Below are 21,363 nucleotides of genomic sequence, written 5' to 3' on the forward strand. Positions count from 1 at the left end.
TATTGGAATTATAAATAATAAATAAATGTTTTCATGGAGGGTCACGATGAAGAAATTATTGATTACCTTATTGTCGATCACAATGGCGAGCAGCATCTTATTGGCGGCTTGCTCCAATGATAGTTCAACACCAGCTTCAAACAGCACGCAGACATCGGCAGCAGACACTAAAGGAACGGAGAACAGCAGTACAACAACTGCGACAACGGAGCTCACGGCGCCAATTGCAGCGAGTGACCTCTCCAAGCTTCCAGCCCAAGCGCAAAAACGGACGGATACGATTATTGTTGGGCTTACAGATCCGAGTGGTGCCTTCACACCTTATTTCCAACAGAGCGGTTATGACGGCAACGTTTCCTCTGTACTGTATGCGTCACTGGTAACGGTGGATGATAAAGGGCTTCCGATTCCAGACCTTGCTGAAAAATGGGATATATCCTCAGATGGTTTAACTTATACGTTCCATCTCCGCAAAGAATTAAAGTTCAGTGATGGTACACCACTCACTGCGGAGGATGTTGCCTTCACGTGGACGCTAATCCACGATAAGTCTTATGACGGCCAAAGCGAGCTGCTGACGACGATTGCGATTAAAGGTGGCAAGGCATACAAAGAAGGCAAGGCGAAGTCGATCGAGGGCATTAAAATTATTGATCCACAAACCATTGCTGTCACAATTGAGAAGCCTAATGCTAAGGGGCTTACTATATTAGGCAGTGAAATTTTGTCCAAAGCGTATTACGGCAAAGACTATACGTTTGGCAGTCTCGACTATATTAAAAAGCTCCACGCAACACCTGTAGGGACTGGTCCGTACAAGCTGGAGAAGTTTATTCCAGGTCAAGAGGTACGATTTGTAGCAAATGAGTTTTATTACAAAGGCAAACCGAAAACGGAGCATTTTATTTATAAAACAACAGAAGGGGATACTTGGCAATTTATAGAGACGGGTGAACAGGACTATGGCAGCTTCCAGGCTACACAAGAAAATATAGATAAATTAAAGGGACTGGGCTTCCTTAACATCATTCCTTACACAGCAAACAACTATGGTTATTTGCAATTTAACCTGGAGCATCCAACACTTAAAGACAAAAAAGTGCGCCAAGCGCTGACCTACGGCTTGGACCGCAAAACGATTTACGTTGACGCGAACCAAGGAGCAGGACAGATTGCTAATATTCCGGCGTCACCCATCGCCTGGTCCTATACAGAAGAGGGCATTAATCCGTATAACTACGATCCGGAAAAAGCAAAGCAACTGCTTGATGAGGCTGGATGGAAAGAAGGCGCTGACGGTATTCGGGAAAAGGATGGCCAGAAGCTGAAAATCCATTTCATAGGTTCAAAAAGTAAAGCGACAGATATTTTTATTGCTGTGGCAAAAGAAAACTATACGGCGATTGGTGTTCAACTGGAAGCAGAGCAATTTGCGGACTTTAACGCGCAAATTGCCAAATTTGAGAGCGGAGACTTTGATCTGGTATCGTTCTCCACGCCGATTTTAGGTGATCCTTCAGATGGTGTGATTTCCTTCGTGAATGGAGAAGTGAAAGGATACGATAATCCAAAAGTGAAGGAATTGTACGAAAAAGGGCTGGCCACAAGTGATATCGAAGCGCGAAAAGCGGTATACAAAGAGCTGTATCAAATTATTAATGACGATGCGCCATACATTTTTACGAGTTATCGAAAATTAGTAGTCGCTTACAATGGTCGGATCGAGGGCTTATCCATTAGCCCGCTGCGAGGTTTGTCTGCCAGCCTGCCTGACTGGAAATTAAAATAACAACTCCTTGCCCCCGGGCTGCAACATACCTCCCCGGGGGTGAATGACTTGCAAAGGAGAAGGTCATGAGTACCTATTTAATGCGTAGATTGATGTACATGATACTCATATTGTTAGGCGCTTCGCTGCTTATCTTTTTACTGTATGCGATGATGCCAGGCGACTTCGTCACCAATAACTTTAAGCTGCCAGCAGAACGCAAGGCCGAGCTGCGAGAAATATACGGCTTAAACAAGCCTGTGCTTGAACGGTATATGAATTGGATGAACAATGCGTTCCACGGCAACTTCGGATTTTCGTTATCGCAGCAGAAGCCTGTCCTGACGTTGTTTAACGATTATATTTGGAATTCATTTCTGCTGGCTATTACGTCAACGTTTTTTACTTGGCTGCTGGCCGTTGTCATCGGTGTGGTGGCGGCCTACAAACAATATTCTTGGTTTGATACGATGGTGATGATTTTTATATTTGCGGCGATGTCGATTCCTTCTTTCTTTATCGGGCTGTTTCTCATCAAGATAATGGCCGTTGATCTGAAGTGGCTGCCGCCAGGTGGCATGCTGGTTACGGGAAGCAACGCTACCGGTATGGAATATATAAAGGAAGTGGTCCACCATATGTTTCTCCCCGTCGTCGTAATGACGCTGCTTGGTGTTGGGTCGCTCACCCGTTATTTCCGCAGCAATATGCTGGACGTCATTCGTCAGGACTTTATACGTACAGCACGCGCGAAAGGGATGAAGGAACGAGTTGTGCTTTACCGACATGCGCTTCGTAATGCGATGCTGCCAGCGATTACGCTGATTGGTTTTGAACTGCCAGGCTTGTTTGGAGGCTCGCTAATCATTGAGAAAATATTTAACTGGCCTGGAATCGGTCAACTGTATATGCAGTCCTTTACCGTCAGGGATTATCCGCTGCTTATGGGCTTTACGATGTTTATCGCCATTTTAACGGTAATAGGCACCTTAATATCGGACATTTTGTACCATGTAGCCGATCCACGCGTCAAGCTGTGAAGATAAAGCAGCGAACAGGGCATAAGCATAGGCAGCAATTATTAGTTTAACGCGTATTGCAGGGAGGTTTCACCATGTCATCCATTACTGGCGGATTAGCGGACACGAAGCAAACAGCGGCAAGTCCGATTCGCTCTTCGTTATGGCGCCAAGCTTTCCGTCGTCTCCGTAAAAATAAGCTGGCTATGGCCGGATTGGCTTTTATTGTGTTTATGTTTCTTGTGTGCTTTTTCGGGCCTTTATTTTCACCTTATGCCAACAACAAGATTAATCCAGCCATTATGAATCAGGCACCTTCGTTTAAACATTGGCTAGGCACCGACTTGCTTGGACGGGATGTGCTGACACGATTGCTGCAAGCGGGTCGGATCTCTTTAACGGTCGGGATTGCCTCAATGATCATCTCGGTTATTATCGGGTCCATATTAGGCGCTGTTGCCGCATATTACAGAGGTATTGTTGACCAGATCATTATGCGGATTGCCGACTTGTTATTAACGATTCCAAGCTTGCCGATCTTATTTATACTTGGTGCGTTATTGTCCGAATGGAAAGTACCCGTTGAATATCGCATGTACATCGTTATGTTAATGCTGAGCTTTGTGGGCTGGCCGGGTCTTGCGCGGCTTGTTCGCAGCCAGATGCTTACAATCCGCGAACGTGAATATATGCAAGCCGCTATTGTGCTGGGGTTAAATGACCGCAGGAAGCTATTTAACCATATGATTCCGAACATCGTCCCGCTGCTTATCGTGATTTCGACACTAAGTATTGGCGGTGCCATTTTAAGCGAGTCTGTACTGAGCTTCTTTGGCTTAGGTGTTATGCCTCCGACACCAACGTGGGGGAACATGATTGATGCGGCAAACAATCTAATAGACTTTGAACAGCACCCTTGGCTGTGGATACCGCCTGGTGTGGCCATTTTTACAACGGTTATTGCGATTAACATTTTTGGGGATGGGCTGCGGGATGTGTTGGACCCTAAACAGAAGAAGTAAGGAATGACAGCTGATGAAAAATAATGTAATCGAGATTGATCATCTCAGTACGTATTTCTATACAGAGGAAGGTGCCGTTAAAGCGGTTAATGACGTCAGTCTACGTATTCGTGAAGGAGAGACAGTCTGTATCGTAGGCGAATCGGGATGCGGCAAAAGTGTGACCGCGATGTCGATTATGGGGCTGGTCGAGGAGCCAAGCGGCAAGGTGGTAGACGGGCGGATTCATTTTGAAGGAAGAGATTTGCTCCGTATCGACAAACATGAACTACGTCAAATTCGCGGCAACGACATCGCGATGATCTTTCAGGAGCCGATGTCATCGCTGAATCCGGTGCTGACGATTGGCATGCAGGTGATGGAGCCGCTGATGGAGCATCAGAAGCTAAGTAAAAAGGAAGCACGTAAGCGAGCAATTGAGCTAGTCGAATTGGTGGGCATCTCTCGACCAGAGCAAATTGTAGACAGTTACCCGCATGAATTAAGCGGTGGTATGCTGCAGCGGATTATGATTGCTATCGCGATTTCCTGTAATCCAAAGCTGCTGATTGCTGATGAGCCGACGACGGCACTAGATGTAACGATCCAAGCGCAAATTTTGGATATGCTGCGTCAGATCAAGGAGGAATCCAACACTTCCATTTTGTTAATTACGCATGATCTGGGCGTAGTAGCCGAGATTGCGGATTATGTTATCGTCATGTACTCTGGCAAAATTGTGGAGGAAGGTGATGTAGTGGAGCTGTTTGAGCATCCGTTGCATCCCTATACACAAGGACTGTTACGTTCCAAGCCCATCATCGGCCAGCGTCAGGATGAGCTGTATTCCATTCCTGGTCAAGTGCCTAATCCTCTTGAATTAAAGGAATCGTGTTATTTTTATGACAGATGTGAGCATTGCATGTCCATATGTCGAACGCAGCAGCCTGTGCTTCACTCCAGGGCAGGGAGACAAAAAGTGGCCTGCTGGCTGTACGAGGAGGGTGTAAGTCATGGCTGAACTGACGATTGCAGCCTCTGAGGGGATTACGCCGCAGCAAAATGCCCCTCTGCTTGAAGTTAAGGATTTGAAAACATACTTTCCGATTAAGTCGGGCTTGTTTAATCGGACGGTTGGTTACGTCAAAGCGGTAGATGGCATCAGTCTCACGCTGCAGGCAGGAGAGACATTTGGCTTGGTAGGGGAATCAGGCAGCGGTAAGAGCACAGTTGGCAGATCGATTATCCGATTAACCGAGAAAACATCTGGCGAAGTGTTGTATAAAGGGAACGATCTTTATAACATGCCGGAGAAAGAACTGCGGCATCTGCGTCCGAAAATGCAGCTTATTTTCCAAGATCCGTACAGCTCGCTTAATCCGAGGGTTCGGGTTGGCGATGCCATTGGAGAGGCGCTGCTTAACCACGGACTTGCACCAAAAGAAGAAACTCGTGATCGGGTGTTGGATGTGCTGCAAGCATGCGGTCTTTCTTCCTATCATATCGATCGTTTTCCGCATGAATTTTCAGGAGGCCAGCGTCAGCGCATCGGTATTGCACGTGCGCTTATACTGAATCCTGACTTAATTATTGCTGACGAGCCTGTATCTGCGCTTGATGTATCTATTCAAGCACAGATTATAAATTTGTTCCGCAAGTTGCAGATGACACGCGGGTTAACCTATTTGTTTATCTCACATGATTTAAGTGTAGTTGAACATTTATGTTCTCGTATCGGCGTGATGTACCTCGGAACGATGATGGAGACAGCACCGCGTGACGAATTGTTTACACATCCGCTGCATCCCTATACGAAGGCACTCCTATCCGCAGTGCCTGTGCCGATCCCGCGTCTAAAACGCGAGCGTATCGTATTAAAAGGCGACATCCCGAATCCGGCGAATCCGCCGGCAGGATGTAAGTTCCATACGCGCTGCCCATATGCGACGGACATCTGCCGTCAGCTCGTGCCGGAGTTCCGGCACATGGGCAGCGAGCATTATGTAGCTTGCCACCTGGTCTAACTATAAACTGGTGTCCCGACTTCAGTCGAAGCAACACACCCCCCTGGCCTGCAAGCCAGGGGGGTGTGTTGCTTGAAGAGAGGGCGATAGCTGTTCATTAGATTGGCGTCCTGCCGCTAATCGCGTGGATTCCAAGCGTCAGTTCGCATTTATTCTCGGACTGGCCGCGGCTTAAAGAACAAGCTCATCGACACACGTGCGCATGCGACGGTAGCCAGTACAAAGAGCAAGGACCAGAACAAAGCCGGAACGGCGGTCATCCGCGCCAAGTTAGCTGCATCGCCTGCTTGCGCAGGACTTTGTATGGACAACATCACCAGGATCAAAGGGCTTAACACGGATTCCACGAGACAAATAAACGCAACTAGCAAATAGTAAAACTCCTGCAACCAGCGCCAAGGAGCAAAACATACTGCTCCGCTTAATAAAATAAATCCGATGCCCCACGTTACGCCAAACGAATTACGCAAGAAGAAGATTAGACAAAGAGCGGCCAGCGCGGTTAGTACGATCAGTCCTGCTTGCGTCCTGCTGCGAGAATACAGGAAAAATAACAGCATGGCAAATAGTGCCGATGTAAGATAACCGGCTAGTGCGATCGGTATAAACTGCCATGCATGAGTGGCTGAGGAGTAGGTGACTCCACTATGATCCGCAAACAAATGGATGTACCACACTTTTCCTGACACAAGCAGTGTCATTAAGGCATGGCCAAATTCATGGATTAACGTATCCACACTTCTGAAAAAAGAAGAGAACGGAATGAACCGTGTCAGCACTGCCGCACCTATTATAAATAAAATCGTTTTCCACCAGCGATTCATCTTTTAACCTCCTGTTAGTGCCACAATACGCTCTTCTATTGTAACGAAACGGGAGCGGGACATCACGTCATTTTTTATATGAATGGAAGTGGATGATGTTGAAAAAGATGGCATTGTACATGTAACTATAGCGGTTAACGTAACAGGGTACAGGAGCAGAAGGATGTAAAAGGAAAGGCCGACGCCCCTTTACAGGGGCATCAGCTTCGTTATTAGTTTTGTATGAGACTTAGTTTGTAGTTCGTGAAATGCAAATAGGTATTACCATAAATCCACATATCTGCGTCACCAATAGGGGAATCAGAAGGATAAGTTCTATCTGGCTCACCCCAAGCCAACCAAACTTGAAACATCTCCATTCCGACGGTTACCGTTTCATTTTCGATACTCTTCCATATACTTTGTTTCCAATTATACAAATTTTTTATATTCTTGCTGAAAAACGGAAACCTTTCACTCATTGATCCTGTTCCAAAAACAGCATGGGATACAGTCGCTTGAGTTCCATTTTGCTTACGCAGCGTGTAGTGTAAGCTGCTGTCCTTATACTTGATCGAAGTTATTGTAACTTTTTCAAGGTGTTTCAGATTAGAGCTGAAAGTCGTAGCTGCTTTACTTTTGTTTGTCCACATGGTTTTGTTAAGCAGTATGTTCTTTACTACACGTAAATCTGTCTCGGATACATATTTAGAGGGAATCGTTTCCGTTGTCCCATCAGGCTTCATGACCTCGATGTTGTAATAATCAGGGTCAACGGCAGATTTTGTGACGTCGATGATCCATCTGGAACTGAATTCAGAGGTGGGAAATATTTTTTTGCCAAAGTCTTCACGCAGTCTACCAGGCACAGTTGAGATATGATAGATCAACTCGTCAGTCTTGGCTGACCCAACCGCGGTATCCCATAGAAACAGCGATGTTGCACTTGATATGTATTTTCCTGTAATCGTGCTCATCTGCTGCAGCTTCTTAAAGGTGATATATGTCGTATTCTGGTGCAGAATCGTATTTTGCTTATCGATCGAAAACGTTCCTTTATCGGTAACAACGCGGATGGAAGGCCCCTCATATTGAACGTTAATATGATCAAACGATTCGATAAGCCGGAGCGGGACATAAGTTGTATTGTCGTTTACAATAATCGCTTTGTAAGGTGATAGTTGCAGCTTGCCGTTATAAAAGGTACTAATTTCTTTATTCGTACTAACCTGCGGAGCTGCTCCTATAGATGGAGTAAAGCAAATAAACATAACCAGAACAAGTAAAAGCCAGTATGATCTTTTCATGGTTGATAGTTCCCCCTATTTCTATTTTGCAAACTCTTCTATTATAAAATGACAAACCTATCATATCCAGTTATAAAATGGGAAAAGATCCTGTTCGTCATGAAGCTGTATTATTTGAATAAAGTGAATACAGTACGTAGTGGAATCAAATCTGTGTAAGAAAGTACAACATTTGTGGAACATAGTGCAATGGATGTAAACGTTTTCGACCTATAATGTAGGAAGAGAACACTACAACTTGCGAGCGCTTGCATGAATGCTGAGCAGCGATTGCCCAACTAGAGAAATGGAGTGATTCACATGAAACTTGGAGTTAGTACTTATAGCTTGTACAATGCAATCCAGAGCGGTCAATTGGATGTGCTGGGTGCCCTGGAATGGTTAAAAGAACAGGGTGCAGAGCACGCAGAAATCGTTCCGCTTGGATTTGATCTGCTGGATGATTCCCAATTGGCAGAAGATATTCGTACTAAAGCGGAAGAAATCGGCTTGGAATTGTCCAATTATTGTATCGGTGCAAATTTTGCGGGGCTGGATGAAGCTGCTTTTGAGGCTGAGGTGAAGCGGGTTCAAGCACATGTAGATGTTGCACACCGTTTAGGCGTAAAGCTGATGAGACATGACGTGGCCTCCAGACCACATGCAATGACAGGGACGGAGTACTTTGAGCAGGACTTTCCGCAGCTTGTTGCAGCCTGCCAACGTGTAGCAGACTATGCTTTAAAATACGGCATCACAACCAGTGTTGAGAATCATGGCTTCTACTTGCAGGCAAGTGAGCGTGTACGCCGGCTCGTATTAGCGGTGAATCGGCCGAACTTCAAAACTACGCTTGACGTTGGCAACTTTATTTGTGTTGATGAACCGTCTTTGTATGCGGTGCAGCAAAATTTGCCGTATGCATCCATGGTACATTTGAAGGATTTTTATATTCGACCTGCCGACTACAATCCCGGGGAAGGCTGGTTTAACTCCTTGCACGGCCAGTATTTGCGCGGCGCGATTGTAGGACAAGGAGATTTGCCGATTAGCGACATTATACAAGTTATCAAAAACAATGGGTATGACGGTTACTTCTCCATCGAATTTGAAGGGATGGAAGATTGTTTGCAGGCCACTCGTATTGCAATTGCCAACGCGCGTCGGCTCTGGGAGCAAGCCTGACCAACAAGCGTAGATTAGGAATAAGAGCATTACATTTATGGAGGGGGATTGAGATGAGCAAAATTAAAGTCGGTGTTATCGGTGCAGGCTCCATTTCCGAATGTCATCTGGACGGATACCAAAAAAATGATCATGTCGAAATTTACGCAATCTGTGATTTAAATGAGGAGCGAGCGAAGGCAAAAGCGGAAAAATACGGTGCCACTCACGTGTACACAGATTATAACGAGCTGCTTGCGAATGCTGATATTGATGCTGTTAGCATTTGTACATGGAACAACACTCATGCTCCGATCAGTATTGCGGCAGTCAAGGCGGGTAAGCATGTGCTGGTCGAGAAGCCGATGTGTAAGACAGTAGAGGAAGCTCTGGCTGTAGAAGAGGCTGTGCGTACATCTGACCGCACGCTTCAAGTAGGTTACGTTCGTCGTTATGGTACCAACACTCAAGTGCTGAAGAAATTTATTGATGCGGGGGATTTGGGAGATATTTATTACGCAAAAGCATCTTGTATCCGTCGTCTCGGCAATCCTGGCGGGTGGTTCAGTGATGTTGAGCGTTCAGGCGGCGGTCCATTGATTGATCTCGGTGTCCATGTCATCGATTTGTGCTGGTACATGATGGGCAAGCCCAAGGTCAAATCGGTCACTGGTAATACTTACAAGAAGCTTGGCAATCGTAATCATATCGAAAATTATGATTTTTACAAAGCTGCGGACTATGATGCACAACATAATACGGTGGAGGACATGGCGAATGCTTTGATTCGGTTTGAAAATGGCGCATCGCTTGTCGTTGATGTCAGCTTCTCCTTGATGGCAAAAGAAGATGAGCTCAGCATGAAGCTATTTGGTGAAAAAGGTGGCGCGGAGATCGAGCCAAAGTTGGCGATCATCGGTGAAAAGCATAATACGATGATTAATATGACACCGCAGATCGATCATTTGAGCTTTGATTTTGATAAAGGATTCCAGAATGAAATTGATCATTTTGTAAACTGCTGTCTGGGTAAGGAAGAAACGATCTGTCCAGTTGAGGACGGCGTCGAGATGCTCAAAATATTGTGTGGAATTTATGAGTCCAGTGCGACAGGACGCGAAGTTGTCTACTCCTCATAACGTTAACCATACATTTGGGATCTATTCGTTGAAGTAGAAGAGAAGTTGTCAGTTCAGAAAAGTTCTAATAGAGGAGTGTACACGGGTATGGTTAAGCTGAATAACCCTATAGGGGTCATTACAGATAGTTTTCGTTTGCCTGTAAGGGAAGCACTAGTCAAGGCCAAGGAAGTCGGCGCAGACGGCGTGCAAATATATGCCGTGTCAGGTGAAATGGACCCCGCTAATCTAAGTGCTGCGGCCCGTAAGGAACTAAAAGATTATATCGACAGTCTGGGACTGCAAGTATCCGCACTAGTTGGTGACCTTGGAGGTCACGGCTTTCAGGACAAGGAAGCTAATCCGGCCAAAATTGAGAAGTCGAAGCGGATTATGGATCTGGCATTTGATCTGGGTACCCATATCGTGACGACCCATATCGGGCTGGTGCCTCACGAGCAAAACTATATTTTCGATGAGATGCAAAAGTCGTGTGAAGAGTTGAGCTTATATGCAAACAGTTTAGGCGGGCATTTTGCGATTGAGACGGGTCCAGAAACAGCAGCACATTTGAAATCGTTCTTGGACACGCTCACAGGAAAAGGTGTGGCAGTTAACTTTGACCCAGCTAACATGGTCATGGTAACGGGAGATGATCCGGTACAAGGGATCATTACACTGAAAGATTATGTGGTGCACACACATGTTAAGGACGGTGTGAAGCTGCGGGAAGTAGATCCGCGTGATGTATACGGGATGCTTGGCTACGAGCCGATGACGCATGAGAAAATTGCCGAGATGGCCACATCTGGCCCGTTTGCCGAGCTGCCATTAGGCGAGGGAAAAGTAGATTTTGATGCTTATTTCCGTGCCATTGCTGATATCGGGTACACCGGATATTTGACGATCGAACGAGAAGTGGGCGACTCGCCAGAAGTCGATATTCATAAGGCGGTACAATTTATTAAGCGTTACAAGTAAGCGTTATATGTAATAGATGATTAATTGTAATACGAAAACCGAAATTGACCGTGTCATGGCAGTTGACGCTAACGGCTAATTAAATAGTAAGAGATAATGTTGTCAAGCCGCCGTCGTATATCGGGCGGCTTGATTTATGTTACCATCTGATTGCCTGCTTCACTTCCTCAATAATCGCCTTCACACCATCATCGATGGATGCTGACTTTGCTCTTGAGATGCTTATTCTTATAAACTTTTCTCGTTCCGCATATTCGTTCAAATAAAATCCCCGTCCAGACACGACGTGAACGTTCCGGTTAGCGAGACGTTTTATAAATTGCTCCAAATTAACTTTGTGCGGCAGCTTGAATTGAATATAAATTCCCGAATGAATGTCTGGAATCTCGATGAGTTCTGCCTCATTATGGCGTGCTACTGCTTCGTTCAGTAGTTGGATCCGCTCTTTGTATTGTTTTATTATTTTATGCTTGTGCCGCTCGTACATGCCGTTATTGATATATACCTCCAGCGCCGCCTGAGACAATAATGAGGTATCTCCGTATCTACTGGCATCTTTAAACTTGCTAATGAGGCAATCGGGCAGTACGGCTACCCCCAATCTTAAGCCTGGAAAAATAATTTTAGAAAAGCTCTTCACATAAATAACGTGCGAGGATCTGTTATAAGCAAATATAGGCTCATAATTGCGCAATGCACCCAAATCTGCCATATAATCGTCCTCGATAATAAAAATATCGTATTTGGTAGCAAGCTCTGCGATTGCTTTTCTTTCCGCTGCGCTTAACGTGGTGCCAAGCGGATTTTGGTATCTGGGCATCGTGTAAAAAAACTTGATGTTCCCGCTTTTGAAGTGTGCCTCAAGTACCTCCAAGTCAATCCCCGCTGCTGTACGGGCGATCCCGACGACAGGGATATTTTTGTTTTCCAAGTAACGCAAATAAATATCGTACCCTGGCTGCTCAACAAGAATTGTTGTCCCGCTGCCTGGGAAATCCATATTTGACAGCATCTCCAGCACTGGCTGAATGCCAGACGTAATAAAGATACGCGCTGCCGGTGCAAATACTTGATCACTAGCTAAATGCGAAACGAGTGTATGCCGCAGTTTATCAAGACCGTGGGTATCGCCGTATGTAAATAGGTTGTATTTATAAATATCAATCGCTTTATTCAAACAATGTTGAAAGTCCAAATAAGGAAAAACGTTGATATCCGGTGAAGCGGAGGCAAAATCAATCCGGTCATCATCTATGTCGTGACAACTATTTCCGAGTATGTCGACCACGTAGAAGCCACTCTGTGGAATCGAATAGATGGCATGACGTTTTTCTAGTTCGGTGTAAGCACGTGTAATTGTGCTAATGCTGCAATTGTATATTGCTGCGGCCCTTCGTACAGAAGGCAGCTTGTGGCCGGGTTTGTACTGCTGATTTTTAATTTTCTCTTCCATATCAGATAAGATGGCATCATATTTTCTCATCCCGCTGCCTCCTTTTATAAAGTCATATTTATTATACAGGAAGTAAACTGTACCGCTACAGTTTGGCAAAAAAGTCGTTTTTATGTTCGCTTTTTTGCCTTATTTTTAAGGTGACGGAGGAGACGTCCTCGGTTCAAATTCCCTAAAGAGGAAGAGAGGATTCTATCACGATGCAATCTAAAGGCTTAAAGCTTGCTAATTTGTTAGCTGTACTGAACGCCGCGATTATCGGCTTCTCGTTTTTGTTTACGAAAGTGGCGCTCGAATACGCCCACCCGATGGATACGCTGACCTATCGGTTCGCTGCCTCATTTTTGATCATGTCGATCCCCGTGGCATTCGGTTGGGTTAAGCTAAATTATTACGGCAAGCCTGTGTTTAAAGTGCTGCTGCTTGCTACGATGTACCCGCTCGGATTTTTTACGCTGCAAGCCTTTGGTTTACAGCATGCAACATCTTCTTTTCTACTCGTGTCCATTATTCAGCATGCAGCTGCTGGTACGTTTGACCGCTTTGTTGCGCCGCTTGCCAATAGCACATTTATTTTGTCGATCCTGTATCTAGGGGGGATTGCTTCGTTGCTAACTGCGCTGACAGCCAATTATATATTGTCAAAGATGGAAGCGTCGAAAATGAGTGTATTTACAAATCTGTCAACGATTGTGTCGCTTACAGCGGGAGCAATGTTTCTCGGTGAAGAAGTGAGGATATATCATCTGCTTGGTTCCGTCATGATTATTGGAGGTATAATTGGCACACATCGGTTTGGGCGCAAGAGGGCGTCTCAGCATAACGTCCAAGCGAGTGAAAACGTGGAAAACGTGTTGGGGTGTAAGCTATCACGGTGGAATTTTAAGCGGATGAACATGCAGGCGATGCTATACAACTTCACCGGAGGTTGCGGCCCCCGGTGAATAGTTGTCAGGCAGAATGCTCTAGCCTCATAAGGCTAGAGGGGAGGCTTAGAATGAGTAAGCAACACTTCCAAGTCAGCCTTTGCTTTAGGACTAATTTGCGTACTTACCGTATTCAGGAGGCCGCTGACAGAGGTCATTTTACCAGAATAAGTTTTATAGAAAGATTGTATCCAACTATTAAATGCCTCTATGTTATATTGATTTATCCACTCCATAAGCGCAGCGGTTCCTTTTGCCTGATAATGCAGCTCGGCGTCAGCACCTAGTCTTACTGCGGGTGCTGCGGGAGGATACATATTTGTATTAATGAGCGCAGGTTGAGGCCATCGTTTATTATTGTCATTATACTCAAAATAGGCTGCCAAAAATGCGGATAGTCCGTCGCTAATAAAGCCGTCTGTACTCGCATTGGAGCCAATTGCATTTTGAGTCCATTGCTTCGCTATAGCACGGATTAACTCATCCCGCTGAACGAAACCATCTGGTTGGCGACTGAATACGACGATTCCATCAGGGCTGTAAGACATACCAGCGTAGGGCGCTTCTACTAGCTTCAGCTCAGCATAAGGCAAAGGTCCGACTGTAGCAGAAAGCCAATCAGCTACTGAAGCTGCGGTGTCAAGGACGGAAGTGTAATCTACAGACTGCTGATCGTTTAATGAATGAATCCGATGGACAGTTACACGCAAATGATTTGCTAACGTACGTTCACCTTCCTGCTTGTAGCGGCCCCCATAGAAAGCAAATTGTCTGCTTGTTTCGGACTTCGTTTCGAGCAGCAGTCGTCCATCTATATGTTGGCGATGAATTTCTTGTCCAGTAGTAATTATTTCCCAAGCCTCAGGTACATCAAGTATGACATGATATTGCCCCATTGGGTAGAAATCGCTGCGGTATGAAGAGTTATACGGCACACGATTCCACCCGCGATCGGCTTGCTTATATACAGCAAGCTGTGGCGTCCACATGAAGCCGCCTACCGTGTGATCGCTGTAGCTTAGCGCGTGAGCGCCAAAAGGAACTTTGACCTCGTATCTGATCGTGAGCTGAGTTGTTGCCCCCGGGAGCAGCTTTTTTGGGAGCTTTATCGTTAACGCCTGATTTTGATGGATATAAGTTAGCGACTTGCCATTTGCTGTTGTAACCGAGTAAGTAGTCACGCCACCCTGAAAATTGTCTGCTGCATTTCGATTGCCCACTTGCTTTGTTTCCAGTAACGCTTGATTAAGCTGCCTCTCACGTATAGGTTGTGTGGAAAGGTTGCGATACATATCTGCGAACCAATGAAATACGAGTTCGGACAAAGGATCACCGTATTCATTTCTAAACGTAATATTGGCCGTTGCTTGCAGCGTATGGCTATTATCCAGCCATCGTGCATGAATATCATATAGAAGTGGCGGGTCGGTACGGGCCGCTTCACCAATAGCCGACCGCTGGTTGATCTTAATACCCGCCAGTACGATGAAAATAATAATAAACAGCATAGCGATAATCATTAATGTGCGCTGGGGTTTAAATCGGTACATACCAATAGGACTCCTTCCTGCTTCGTCAATCTTAATTGAAGATATTAGATACCTAAGATTAACTGTATCGCAAACAGGAACGATGAAGTATTGATATGACTTACAACAAGCTTACAGCATTGTAATCAACTTCCATGTCTTTACTAGGCGGTGGTCCACCTGCGCCTGAACATCCTATTGTGCTAGAATTATGAGGCCCAAAAGGCAGAGTTACTGGTGTTAGGTAGAGGTTCGAGGCGCCCACAGAATGATGGCAACACCAATGATGCAGATGGCTGCACCGATCACATCGTAGCGATCAGGGAGCTTTTTGTCTACTAGCCATCCCCACAAGACGGCTAGTACTATAAACACACCGCCATAAGCGGCGTACACTCGCCCGAAGGAGGGAAAATGTTGGAGTGTAGGTACGATGCCATATCCAATCAAGATTAAGCTGCCTACAATACCGTACCAGAATGGCTTGGCTTCGCGAAGCCATAACCACACGAGATATCCGCCCCCAATTTCAGCCAGACCAGCAGCGATAAAAAGTAAAATAGCTATAAACACTTCGTACCTGCTCCTCTCCTATTTGAAAAATGATAAGTTTCTCCATTATTATAGCGCAGCATGTTTGAAAAGGAAGGCGAGGTTCTTGTTCAGGGCAGCTGTTTAAACTAAAAAAGAGCATGGGCAGTGCTTCCCATGCTCGCTTATTTAGGATAAAGGATAACCAACCAAGACGGACAAGCTAGCCTAGCACATTAACATAAACGGATAATTGCCTTCTTGAATGACCTGCTCAAGTATAATTGGTACGGGCAGTCCCTCTTGAGACAGCATGTAGAACGACTTACCCCAGTCGTAATGATACTTCTTCAGCAGCTCAGTAAATGCTTCCCAGCGATGCTGCATCATAGCTTTATTGACTTCAAAGACGGTTACGTTAACTTTATGTCGTATCAGCTGTTCCATACCTAAGAAAGCTTCGTATTCGCCTCCTTCTATATCAATCTTAAGCCAATCGATACGGGACAAATGCTCCAGCTCTTGATCAAGAACAGCTGCTTTTACGGATACAGTTTCGAACTCATCGATGTAATGCTGGTTATAGGTTTCGTCATGCATACGAATCGAACTGTTTCCCATAAACCGCTTTGCGACATGGAACGTTACATCTCCTGGCTCGTTAAACACTGCTTTTTGCTGCACCTGTGTACGGTCGTGCAAATAATTTAATGACAAGTTGTCATTCAGGAAATGGAGCAAATGCGGATTTGCTTCATAGGCATACAATTGTCCTGTATGACCGATCAGATGGCCAAGCAGAACGGAAAAATAACCGATATTTGCACCTACATCCACCACAACTTGACCTGGCTTAACCATACGTGAAAAGTAATTTGTTAAGGGAGACTCAAATACCCCCGTAAGCGCTAAAAAGGGCATCAAGCTTAAATCGTCTGACGGACAGACAAGCAGGCCGCCGTATCCCGTTTTTAACAGCATGCGCTGGTTGCCAATGTAGCACGCATCCATAGTACCACCTCATCTTGTATGCATTTGCCTCTCGTAGAAGGCTGTTAATAAGCAGTTTATGGGTGGTTAAGGCGTTGCATGCCTTGGTGGCTCGGATTGGTCCGTTGCACAATGACACTATTTTATGTATAGATGATGCGCGGCGAGATATAACGGCCCTTTAGTGCTGTTCACGTTATGATCATATGTTAACTTGATAGGCTAACGCTAATTCATCCCCAGTACGGCCGCGTATTCCCCAATTATGCTTGGGGGACTCCATAATTGTGATTTCAATATCATCTGCTCCGATATCCAGCTGCTCTGTAATGTGCTGGTATAGCAAGTGGATCAGACGTTTTTTGGTTTCGATGGAACGGCCTTCAAACATCACAATTTCGATTATCGTATATTTGGTGCTTCTGTCAGAAGGATAACTGAAGTCCTCTGGCTCCAGGTGGATAAAACGATGAAACTTTTTGCCTGGTGGATATTGTAACGCTTCCACAATGCAGGCGTGAATAATCATCGACAATTGTGCTTGTCGCGGCTTTAATTCGGATCGAATGCCGTATACCTTGACTTGTCCCATCAGGTAATGAGCCCCCTGTATATGAAGTGGTGATAGACCTTAAAATACATTATAATAACTCTTAGATAAAGTTTCCATATTTTACTCATAAAAAGGGGAGTCATCATGATTTTGTTGGACGCCAAGCCGCTTCACCGGCTCTTGCAGCCTCTAATTGAACAGATGACGTATGTTCCTTCGCTTGTACATGCCGTACTGCATGACAACATTGAAGGTTCGGTCTGGGTAAACGATAACCTCCATCCAACCACCGCGGTTATTGGCACAAGCAACGGCTTATTTGCTGTATTGGGGAATGCGGCAGATCACCATGTGCATATATGGCTGAACAGCCTATACACGTACCGATATCGTGAGTCAAACAAGCGCTTTTCAGTGTTTGTGACTTCATCGGAATGGGAGCAGGTGCTGACCGAGATGATGGGGGAGGACGGCGAGCGGCATCGCAGAGCCTCTTACGTACTGCGTCATAAGCTGGATTCATTTCCTCCTGCCTATGTGGAGGCAGGATTTGGACTTAAGCGTATAACGCCGGAGACGATACGAGAAAGCTTAATGTTTAATGTTGCTTATTACGAAGAGTATTGGGGTTCTGTCTCGCGTTTTTTACGAAAAGGGTTCGGATATGCCATTACTTACGAGGAACGAATTGTATGTGAATGTACAGCGATCTTTCTTGGACATCCCTATGTAGAAGTGGACATCGCGACTCATCCAGAATTTCGCGGGTTAGGGCTAGGTCGTATTGCCGCTGCTGCATTTATTCAGCATAGTTGGCGTCTTGGCCTAATGCCGCGGTGGGAATGTAATATTGATAACAAGTCGTCGATGCGCCTGGCGGAGAAGCTAAGCTTCTCTCATGCCAATGCCTATACGGTCATAGCGAAGGCTAAGGTTTCTAGTTAAAGGGGTTTAAGTTCGCGATCTGTCTATGTTTACGTTTATCCATACAAGAGGACCACGAAGTGGTCCTCTTGGCGTTACTGTTAAACATTAAATATTTAATATTTAATGTCCCATTCCCGAAGATGCAGACTGCGTACGCCCTCTACCACATATGGGTCGTTCTCCGCCAACTGCTGCGCTTCCTCTAGCGAATCTGCTTTGTAAATGACCATGCCGCCTGAACCGTCCTTGAATGGACCTTTCAAGTGTACTTTTCCTTGCTCGCTCAGTGCAGCCAAGTACTCTAAATGCTGCGGACGTAACGTCAAATTTCTGGATTCATCTAACATGTCTAATACTGCTGCGAAGTATGCCATATGTACGATCTCCTTACATCCAATTGGATTCATTCTGTGATTCTGTAAACTATTATAGCCTAACGGGGATAGTTGTGCAGCGTGTATACATACGGGCTTTCAGACAGCAACCTTATAGGGGGATCATTCTATACATGCCTAAAGATTTAGGCTCAGTATAGTCAAAGCCAAATTGCTTATACAGTTGGTCGGCGGGCACATCAGCAAGTAGACTGATATATGCTCCTTTAGCGGCATGCAGGTCCAAATATGCCGTTATTTCTTTCATAATTAGCTTGCCCAGTCCTGCACCTTGATGCGCAGGATCAACGGCAATGTCAACTACTTGATAAAAGCAGCCCCCGTCTCCTATAATTCTTCCCATGCCGATTAGCTTGTCCCCCTGACGTAAAGTGACTGCAAAGATGGAATGGGCTAATCCGATTTTTGCTCCGTCTAGCGACTTGAGGCTAAGCCCAGTAAGTGCTCTTAATTGTATGTATTCTTCAGGCTGGGGAGCTTCGTACAAAACGGCTATGCTGCTATCTGCTGAAACCATATGATACCCTCCAAATGCTGATCAATTGATGGAACGTAATCCTGTTTTCTTTGCAGAATTACGTCCCATAACATCATTATATAGCAATGGCGAGGTTGAATAAATCAACGGGATCTACGCTGCTTTCTTGTCCCTACAGCGAGCCTAAAACCAGCCTATAGCAAGTATATAGCATGCCTAAATCAAGTCTCGTGCGGTTTAGTATGCTCGTACTGCTGCTGCCCGAGTCATCGCCAACACGTTTGCTACGATCCGATATCCCGCGGCGTCTGACATCGTCAGGATGGACTCTGGATGAAATTGGACGGCAGCAATGGACAATTCCTTATGCTCCACCGCCATCACAACCCCATCTGCTGCTATGGCAGTGACCTGCAAACACTCAGGTACTTGAGCGGCGTGTAATGAATGGTAGCGTCCAATCTTAAAGCTGGAGGGCAGTCCATCCCAGAGCGGAGTGCGCTGCGTAATAGACAGATGCGCCGGCTTGCCGTGCTGTGGATAGTCGAGCACCTCTAGTTGACCGCCAAAGTATTCGACAATCCCTTGCAAGCCTAAGCAAACGCCAAATATCGGCAGCTGGCGGTCCACGCACAGCTGTATAGTCGTGTGCAGATCAAAGTCGTTTGGTGTCCCAGGTCCTGGCGACAGGACGACAAGATCAAACGTATTATTTTGCTGAAGCAACTGCTGTGCATGCTTGGTTCTGACTGTAACCACTTCAGCGCCTGTTTGTCTGAAATAGCTGGCGAGCGTATGGACAAAGGAGTCCTCGTGGTCCACAAACAAAATACGCTGCCCGCTCCCCGATAAATGATCTTCCTGCTCAGAAGTGTTCACTATTGTTGCACCACGAATAGCTTGAATAAGGGCCGCACCTTTCACAAGCGTTTCTTGTTCCTCCTCAGCGGGGATAGAGTCATACAGCAGAGTGGCGCCTACTCTTACTTGGGCAATCCCATAACTCAACCTGATCGTACGGAGTGTCAGCCCCGTATTAAGATTGCCGTTAAACGTATACATGCCTACAGCGCCGCCGTACCAGCCTCGTGCGTCCGCCTCGTGGTCCTCAATCCATTGGATCGCAGCACGCTTGGGAGCGCCTGTCACTGTAACCGCCCACATATGGGTCATAAAGGCATCTAAAGCATCAAATTCCGGTAAAAGCCTGCCTTCAATATGATCCACCGTATGAATTAAATGGGAGTACATTTCCAGTTGCCGTCGGCCAATGACCTTGACACTGCCAGGAACACAAATTCGTGACTTATCGTTTCGATCCACGTCTGAGCACATCGTCAATTCCGCTTCGTCCTTTTTGGAATTAAGCAAAGTACGAATCTGCTCGGCATCCTCAAGTGGAGAGGTACCACGCTTAATCGTGCCGGAGATCGGACAAGTTTCAATCCGATTTCCTTCTACGCGCACGTACATTTCAGGGGATGATCCAACCAAATGCTCATGGCCCAGATGAATAAAAAAACCGTACGGACTTGGATTAATCGCATTTAACCGTTTAAAAACTTCAGAAGGCTTGTCATGATAAGGCTCCACGAGCGTATGTGAGGGCACCACTTCAAACAAGTTGCCCACACGGAATTCATGGACAGCTTCTTCAACGAGCTTCGCGTATTTGCCTGGTTCATAAGGCTGAGGTAAGGAATGAGCAGCATCTGTACTCGCGATCTCATTGGCAATTGTTCGTTCCATACCTTGAGTTGCGAGCCCCTCAAATTCGAAATCATAATAAAGTGTATAGGCTTGACCGATATTTCGATCCACGATCACAATCTCATCGGGCAGGTAAAGCACAAGGTCTGTATGGGTATCGGAACGTGTATGTGTTAAGCGCAAAGACTCAAATTGAAACACAAGGTCGTATCCGAATGCACCGTATAGGCCAAGGTGGGAGTCTTCCGTCGAGTGAAATATATCTTTAAAAAGACGCATCAGTGTAAAAATAGAGGGCTGGCGTGTCCGTTCTTCTTCAAACACAACTTCGTTGGCTGATTCCATCGTTCCGAGTATGGCCGTATCGGTACTTGAATGAATGGTTAGTTCAGGTAAACGAGTAAGGTGAGGGTGAATGATGTCCAGAAGGACACCACCGCGTTCATTAAGCGCACGACATTCAAACTGCTTGCCGGAAGCACGTAGTTCCAGTGGTGGATCGGCAAAACCGATATCCCAGCGCGAATAACGACCAGGGTACTCATAGCCGCTTGTAAACAAAGCACCTCGAACCTGATCGATTCGAGTTACGATTTTTGTGATGGATGCCTCAATTTCAGTCGGGATTAAATGGCGGGTAATGTGGATGCCGCCTTGGGTAACGTAGTTGTGGTGCTGTGTGGACAATGGAAAATGAATGCTCATCT

Annotated in this window: 20 protein-coding genes; 10 read left to right on the forward strand and 10 right to left on the reverse strand. The window is 45.8% G+C overall.

Annotated features, from left to right (window positions below):
* Window positions 1–46 precede the first annotated feature (46 nt).
* The 5 genes from H509_RS0115990 (at window position 47) to H509_RS0116010 (ending at window position 5,812) form a co-directional block, all read left to right on the forward strand.
* The gene (locus H509_RS0115990) at window positions 47–1,789 is read left to right on the forward strand and encodes an ABC transporter substrate-binding protein (RefSeq protein ID WP_028545965.1); all 1,743 of its coding nucleotides are present in this window, start codon (window positions 47–49) and stop codon (window positions 1,787–1,789) included.
* Window positions 1,790–1,854: 65 nt separating this feature from the next.
* Window positions 1,855–2,808: an ABC transporter permease gene (locus tag H509_RS0115995; protein WP_028545966.1), complete on the forward strand. Its 954-nt coding sequence runs from the start codon at window positions 1,855–1,857 to the stop codon at window positions 2,806–2,808.
* A gap of 74 nt (window positions 2,809–2,882) precedes the next feature.
* Window positions 2,883–3,809, forward strand: coding sequence for an oligopeptide ABC transporter permease (gene opp4C, locus H509_RS0116000; protein ID WP_028545967.1), 927 nt, complete (start codon window positions 2,883–2,885; stop codon window positions 3,807–3,809).
* A gap of 13 nt (window positions 3,810–3,822) precedes the next feature.
* Window positions 3,823–4,809, forward strand: coding sequence for an ABC transporter ATP-binding protein (locus H509_RS0116005; protein WP_036697623.1), 987 nt, complete (start codon window positions 3,823–3,825; stop codon window positions 4,807–4,809).
* Entirely contained in the window at window positions 4,802–5,812 is a 1,011-nt protein-coding gene (locus H509_RS0116010) for an ABC transporter ATP-binding protein (RefSeq protein ID WP_051287261.1), read from the forward strand. The genes H509_RS0116005 and H509_RS0116010 overlap by 8 nt, the downstream gene beginning before the upstream one ends.
* Window positions 5,813–5,961: 149 nt before the next feature.
* On the opposite strand, the gene H509_RS0116015 is transcribed toward H509_RS0116010, so the two are convergent.
* Complete coding sequence (locus H509_RS0116015) at window positions 5,962–6,636, reverse strand: M50 family metallopeptidase (RefSeq protein ID WP_028545970.1); 675 nt, start codon at window positions 6,634–6,636, stop codon at window positions 5,962–5,964.
* 212 nt (window positions 6,637–6,848) lie between these two features.
* Window positions 6,849–7,922: a hypothetical protein gene (locus H509_RS0116020; protein WP_028545971.1), complete on the reverse strand. Its 1,074-nt coding sequence runs from the start codon at window positions 7,920–7,922 to the stop codon at window positions 6,849–6,851.
* Window positions 7,923–8,222: 300 nt separating this feature from the next.
* On the opposite strand from H509_RS0116020, the gene H509_RS0116025 reads away from it, so the two are divergent.
* From H509_RS0116025 to H509_RS0116035, 3 genes are all read left to right on the forward strand, one after another.
* Entirely contained in the window at window positions 8,223–9,086 is an 864-nt protein-coding gene (locus H509_RS0116025) for a sugar phosphate isomerase/epimerase family protein (protein ID WP_028545972.1), read from the forward strand.
* 53 nt (window positions 9,087–9,139) lie between these two features.
* Complete coding sequence (locus H509_RS0116030; protein WP_028545973.1) at window positions 9,140–10,204, forward strand: Gfo/Idh/MocA family protein; 1,065 nt, start codon at window positions 9,140–9,142, stop codon at window positions 10,202–10,204.
* An 87-nt stretch (window positions 10,205–10,291) separates the two neighbouring features.
* Window positions 10,292–11,164: a sugar phosphate isomerase/epimerase family protein gene (locus H509_RS0116035; protein ID WP_028545974.1), complete on the forward strand. Its 873-nt coding sequence runs from the start codon at window positions 10,292–10,294 to the stop codon at window positions 11,162–11,164.
* Window positions 11,165–11,303: 139 nt separating this feature from the next.
* Here the strand turns inward: H509_RS0116035 and H509_RS0116040 are convergent, their stop codons facing one another.
* Window positions 11,304–12,647: an aminotransferase-like domain-containing protein gene (locus tag H509_RS0116040; RefSeq protein ID WP_028545975.1), complete on the reverse strand. Its 1,344-nt coding sequence runs from the start codon at window positions 12,645–12,647 to the stop codon at window positions 11,304–11,306.
* A gap of 170 nt (window positions 12,648–12,817) precedes the next feature.
* On the opposite strand from H509_RS0116040, the gene H509_RS25610 reads away from it, so the two are divergent.
* Window positions 12,818–13,561, forward strand: a complete 744-nt coding sequence (locus H509_RS25610; RefSeq protein ID WP_051287263.1) for a solute carrier family 35 transporter — start codon at window positions 12,818–12,820, stop codon at window positions 13,559–13,561.
* Between the two features lie 35 nt (window positions 13,562–13,596).
* Here the strand turns inward: H509_RS25610 and H509_RS0116050 are convergent, their stop codons facing one another.
* The 4 genes from H509_RS0116050 to H509_RS0116065 form a co-directional block, all read right to left on the reverse strand.
* Complete coding sequence (locus H509_RS0116050) at window positions 13,597–15,093, reverse strand: gluzincin family metallopeptidase (protein ID WP_028545976.1); 1,497 nt, start codon at window positions 15,091–15,093, stop codon at window positions 13,597–13,599.
* 219 nt (window positions 15,094–15,312) lie between these two features.
* The gene (locus H509_RS0116055; RefSeq protein ID WP_028545977.1) at window positions 15,313–15,645 is read right to left on the reverse strand and encodes a YnfA family protein; all 333 of its coding nucleotides are present in this window, start codon (window positions 15,643–15,645) and stop codon (window positions 15,313–15,315) included.
* 186 nt (window positions 15,646–15,831) lie between these two features.
* On the reverse strand, window positions 15,832–16,614 hold the full coding sequence (locus H509_RS0116060; protein WP_028545978.1) for an FkbM family methyltransferase: 783 nt from the start codon (window positions 16,612–16,614) through the stop codon (window positions 15,832–15,834).
* Between the two features lie 181 nt (window positions 16,615–16,795).
* The gene (locus H509_RS0116065; protein WP_028545979.1) at window positions 16,796–17,185 is read right to left on the reverse strand and encodes a tautomerase family protein; all 390 of its coding nucleotides are present in this window, start codon (window positions 17,183–17,185) and stop codon (window positions 16,796–16,798) included.
* 105 nt (window positions 17,186–17,290) lie between these two features.
* On the opposite strand from H509_RS0116065, the gene H509_RS25615 reads away from it, so the two are divergent.
* Complete coding sequence (locus H509_RS25615) at window positions 17,291–18,091, forward strand: GNAT family N-acetyltransferase (protein ID WP_051287265.1); 801 nt, start codon at window positions 17,291–17,293, stop codon at window positions 18,089–18,091.
* 95 nt (window positions 18,092–18,186) lie between these two features.
* On the opposite strand, the gene H509_RS0116075 is transcribed toward H509_RS25615, so the two are convergent.
* The 3 genes from H509_RS0116075 to H509_RS0116085 form a co-directional block, all read right to left on the reverse strand.
* Complete coding sequence (locus H509_RS0116075) at window positions 18,187–18,447, reverse strand: YciI family protein (RefSeq protein WP_028545980.1); 261 nt, start codon at window positions 18,445–18,447, stop codon at window positions 18,187–18,189.
* 112 nt (window positions 18,448–18,559) lie between these two features.
* The gene (locus H509_RS0116080; protein WP_028545981.1) at window positions 18,560–18,985 is read right to left on the reverse strand and encodes a GNAT family N-acetyltransferase; all 426 of its coding nucleotides are present in this window, start codon (window positions 18,983–18,985) and stop codon (window positions 18,560–18,562) included.
* Between the two features lie 198 nt (window positions 18,986–19,183).
* The gene (locus H509_RS0116085) at window positions 19,184–21,361 is read right to left on the reverse strand and encodes an anthranilate synthase component I (RefSeq protein ID WP_211234342.1); all 2,178 of its coding nucleotides are present in this window, start codon (window positions 21,359–21,361) and stop codon (window positions 19,184–19,186) included.
* Window positions 21,362–21,363 lie beyond the last annotated feature (2 nt).

Origin of the sequence: Paenibacillus taiwanensis DSM 18679 (assembly GCF_000425125.1) — a bacterium.
Lineage (GTDB): Bacteria > Bacillota > Bacilli > Paenibacillales > Paenibacillaceae > Paenibacillus_B > Paenibacillus_B taiwanensis.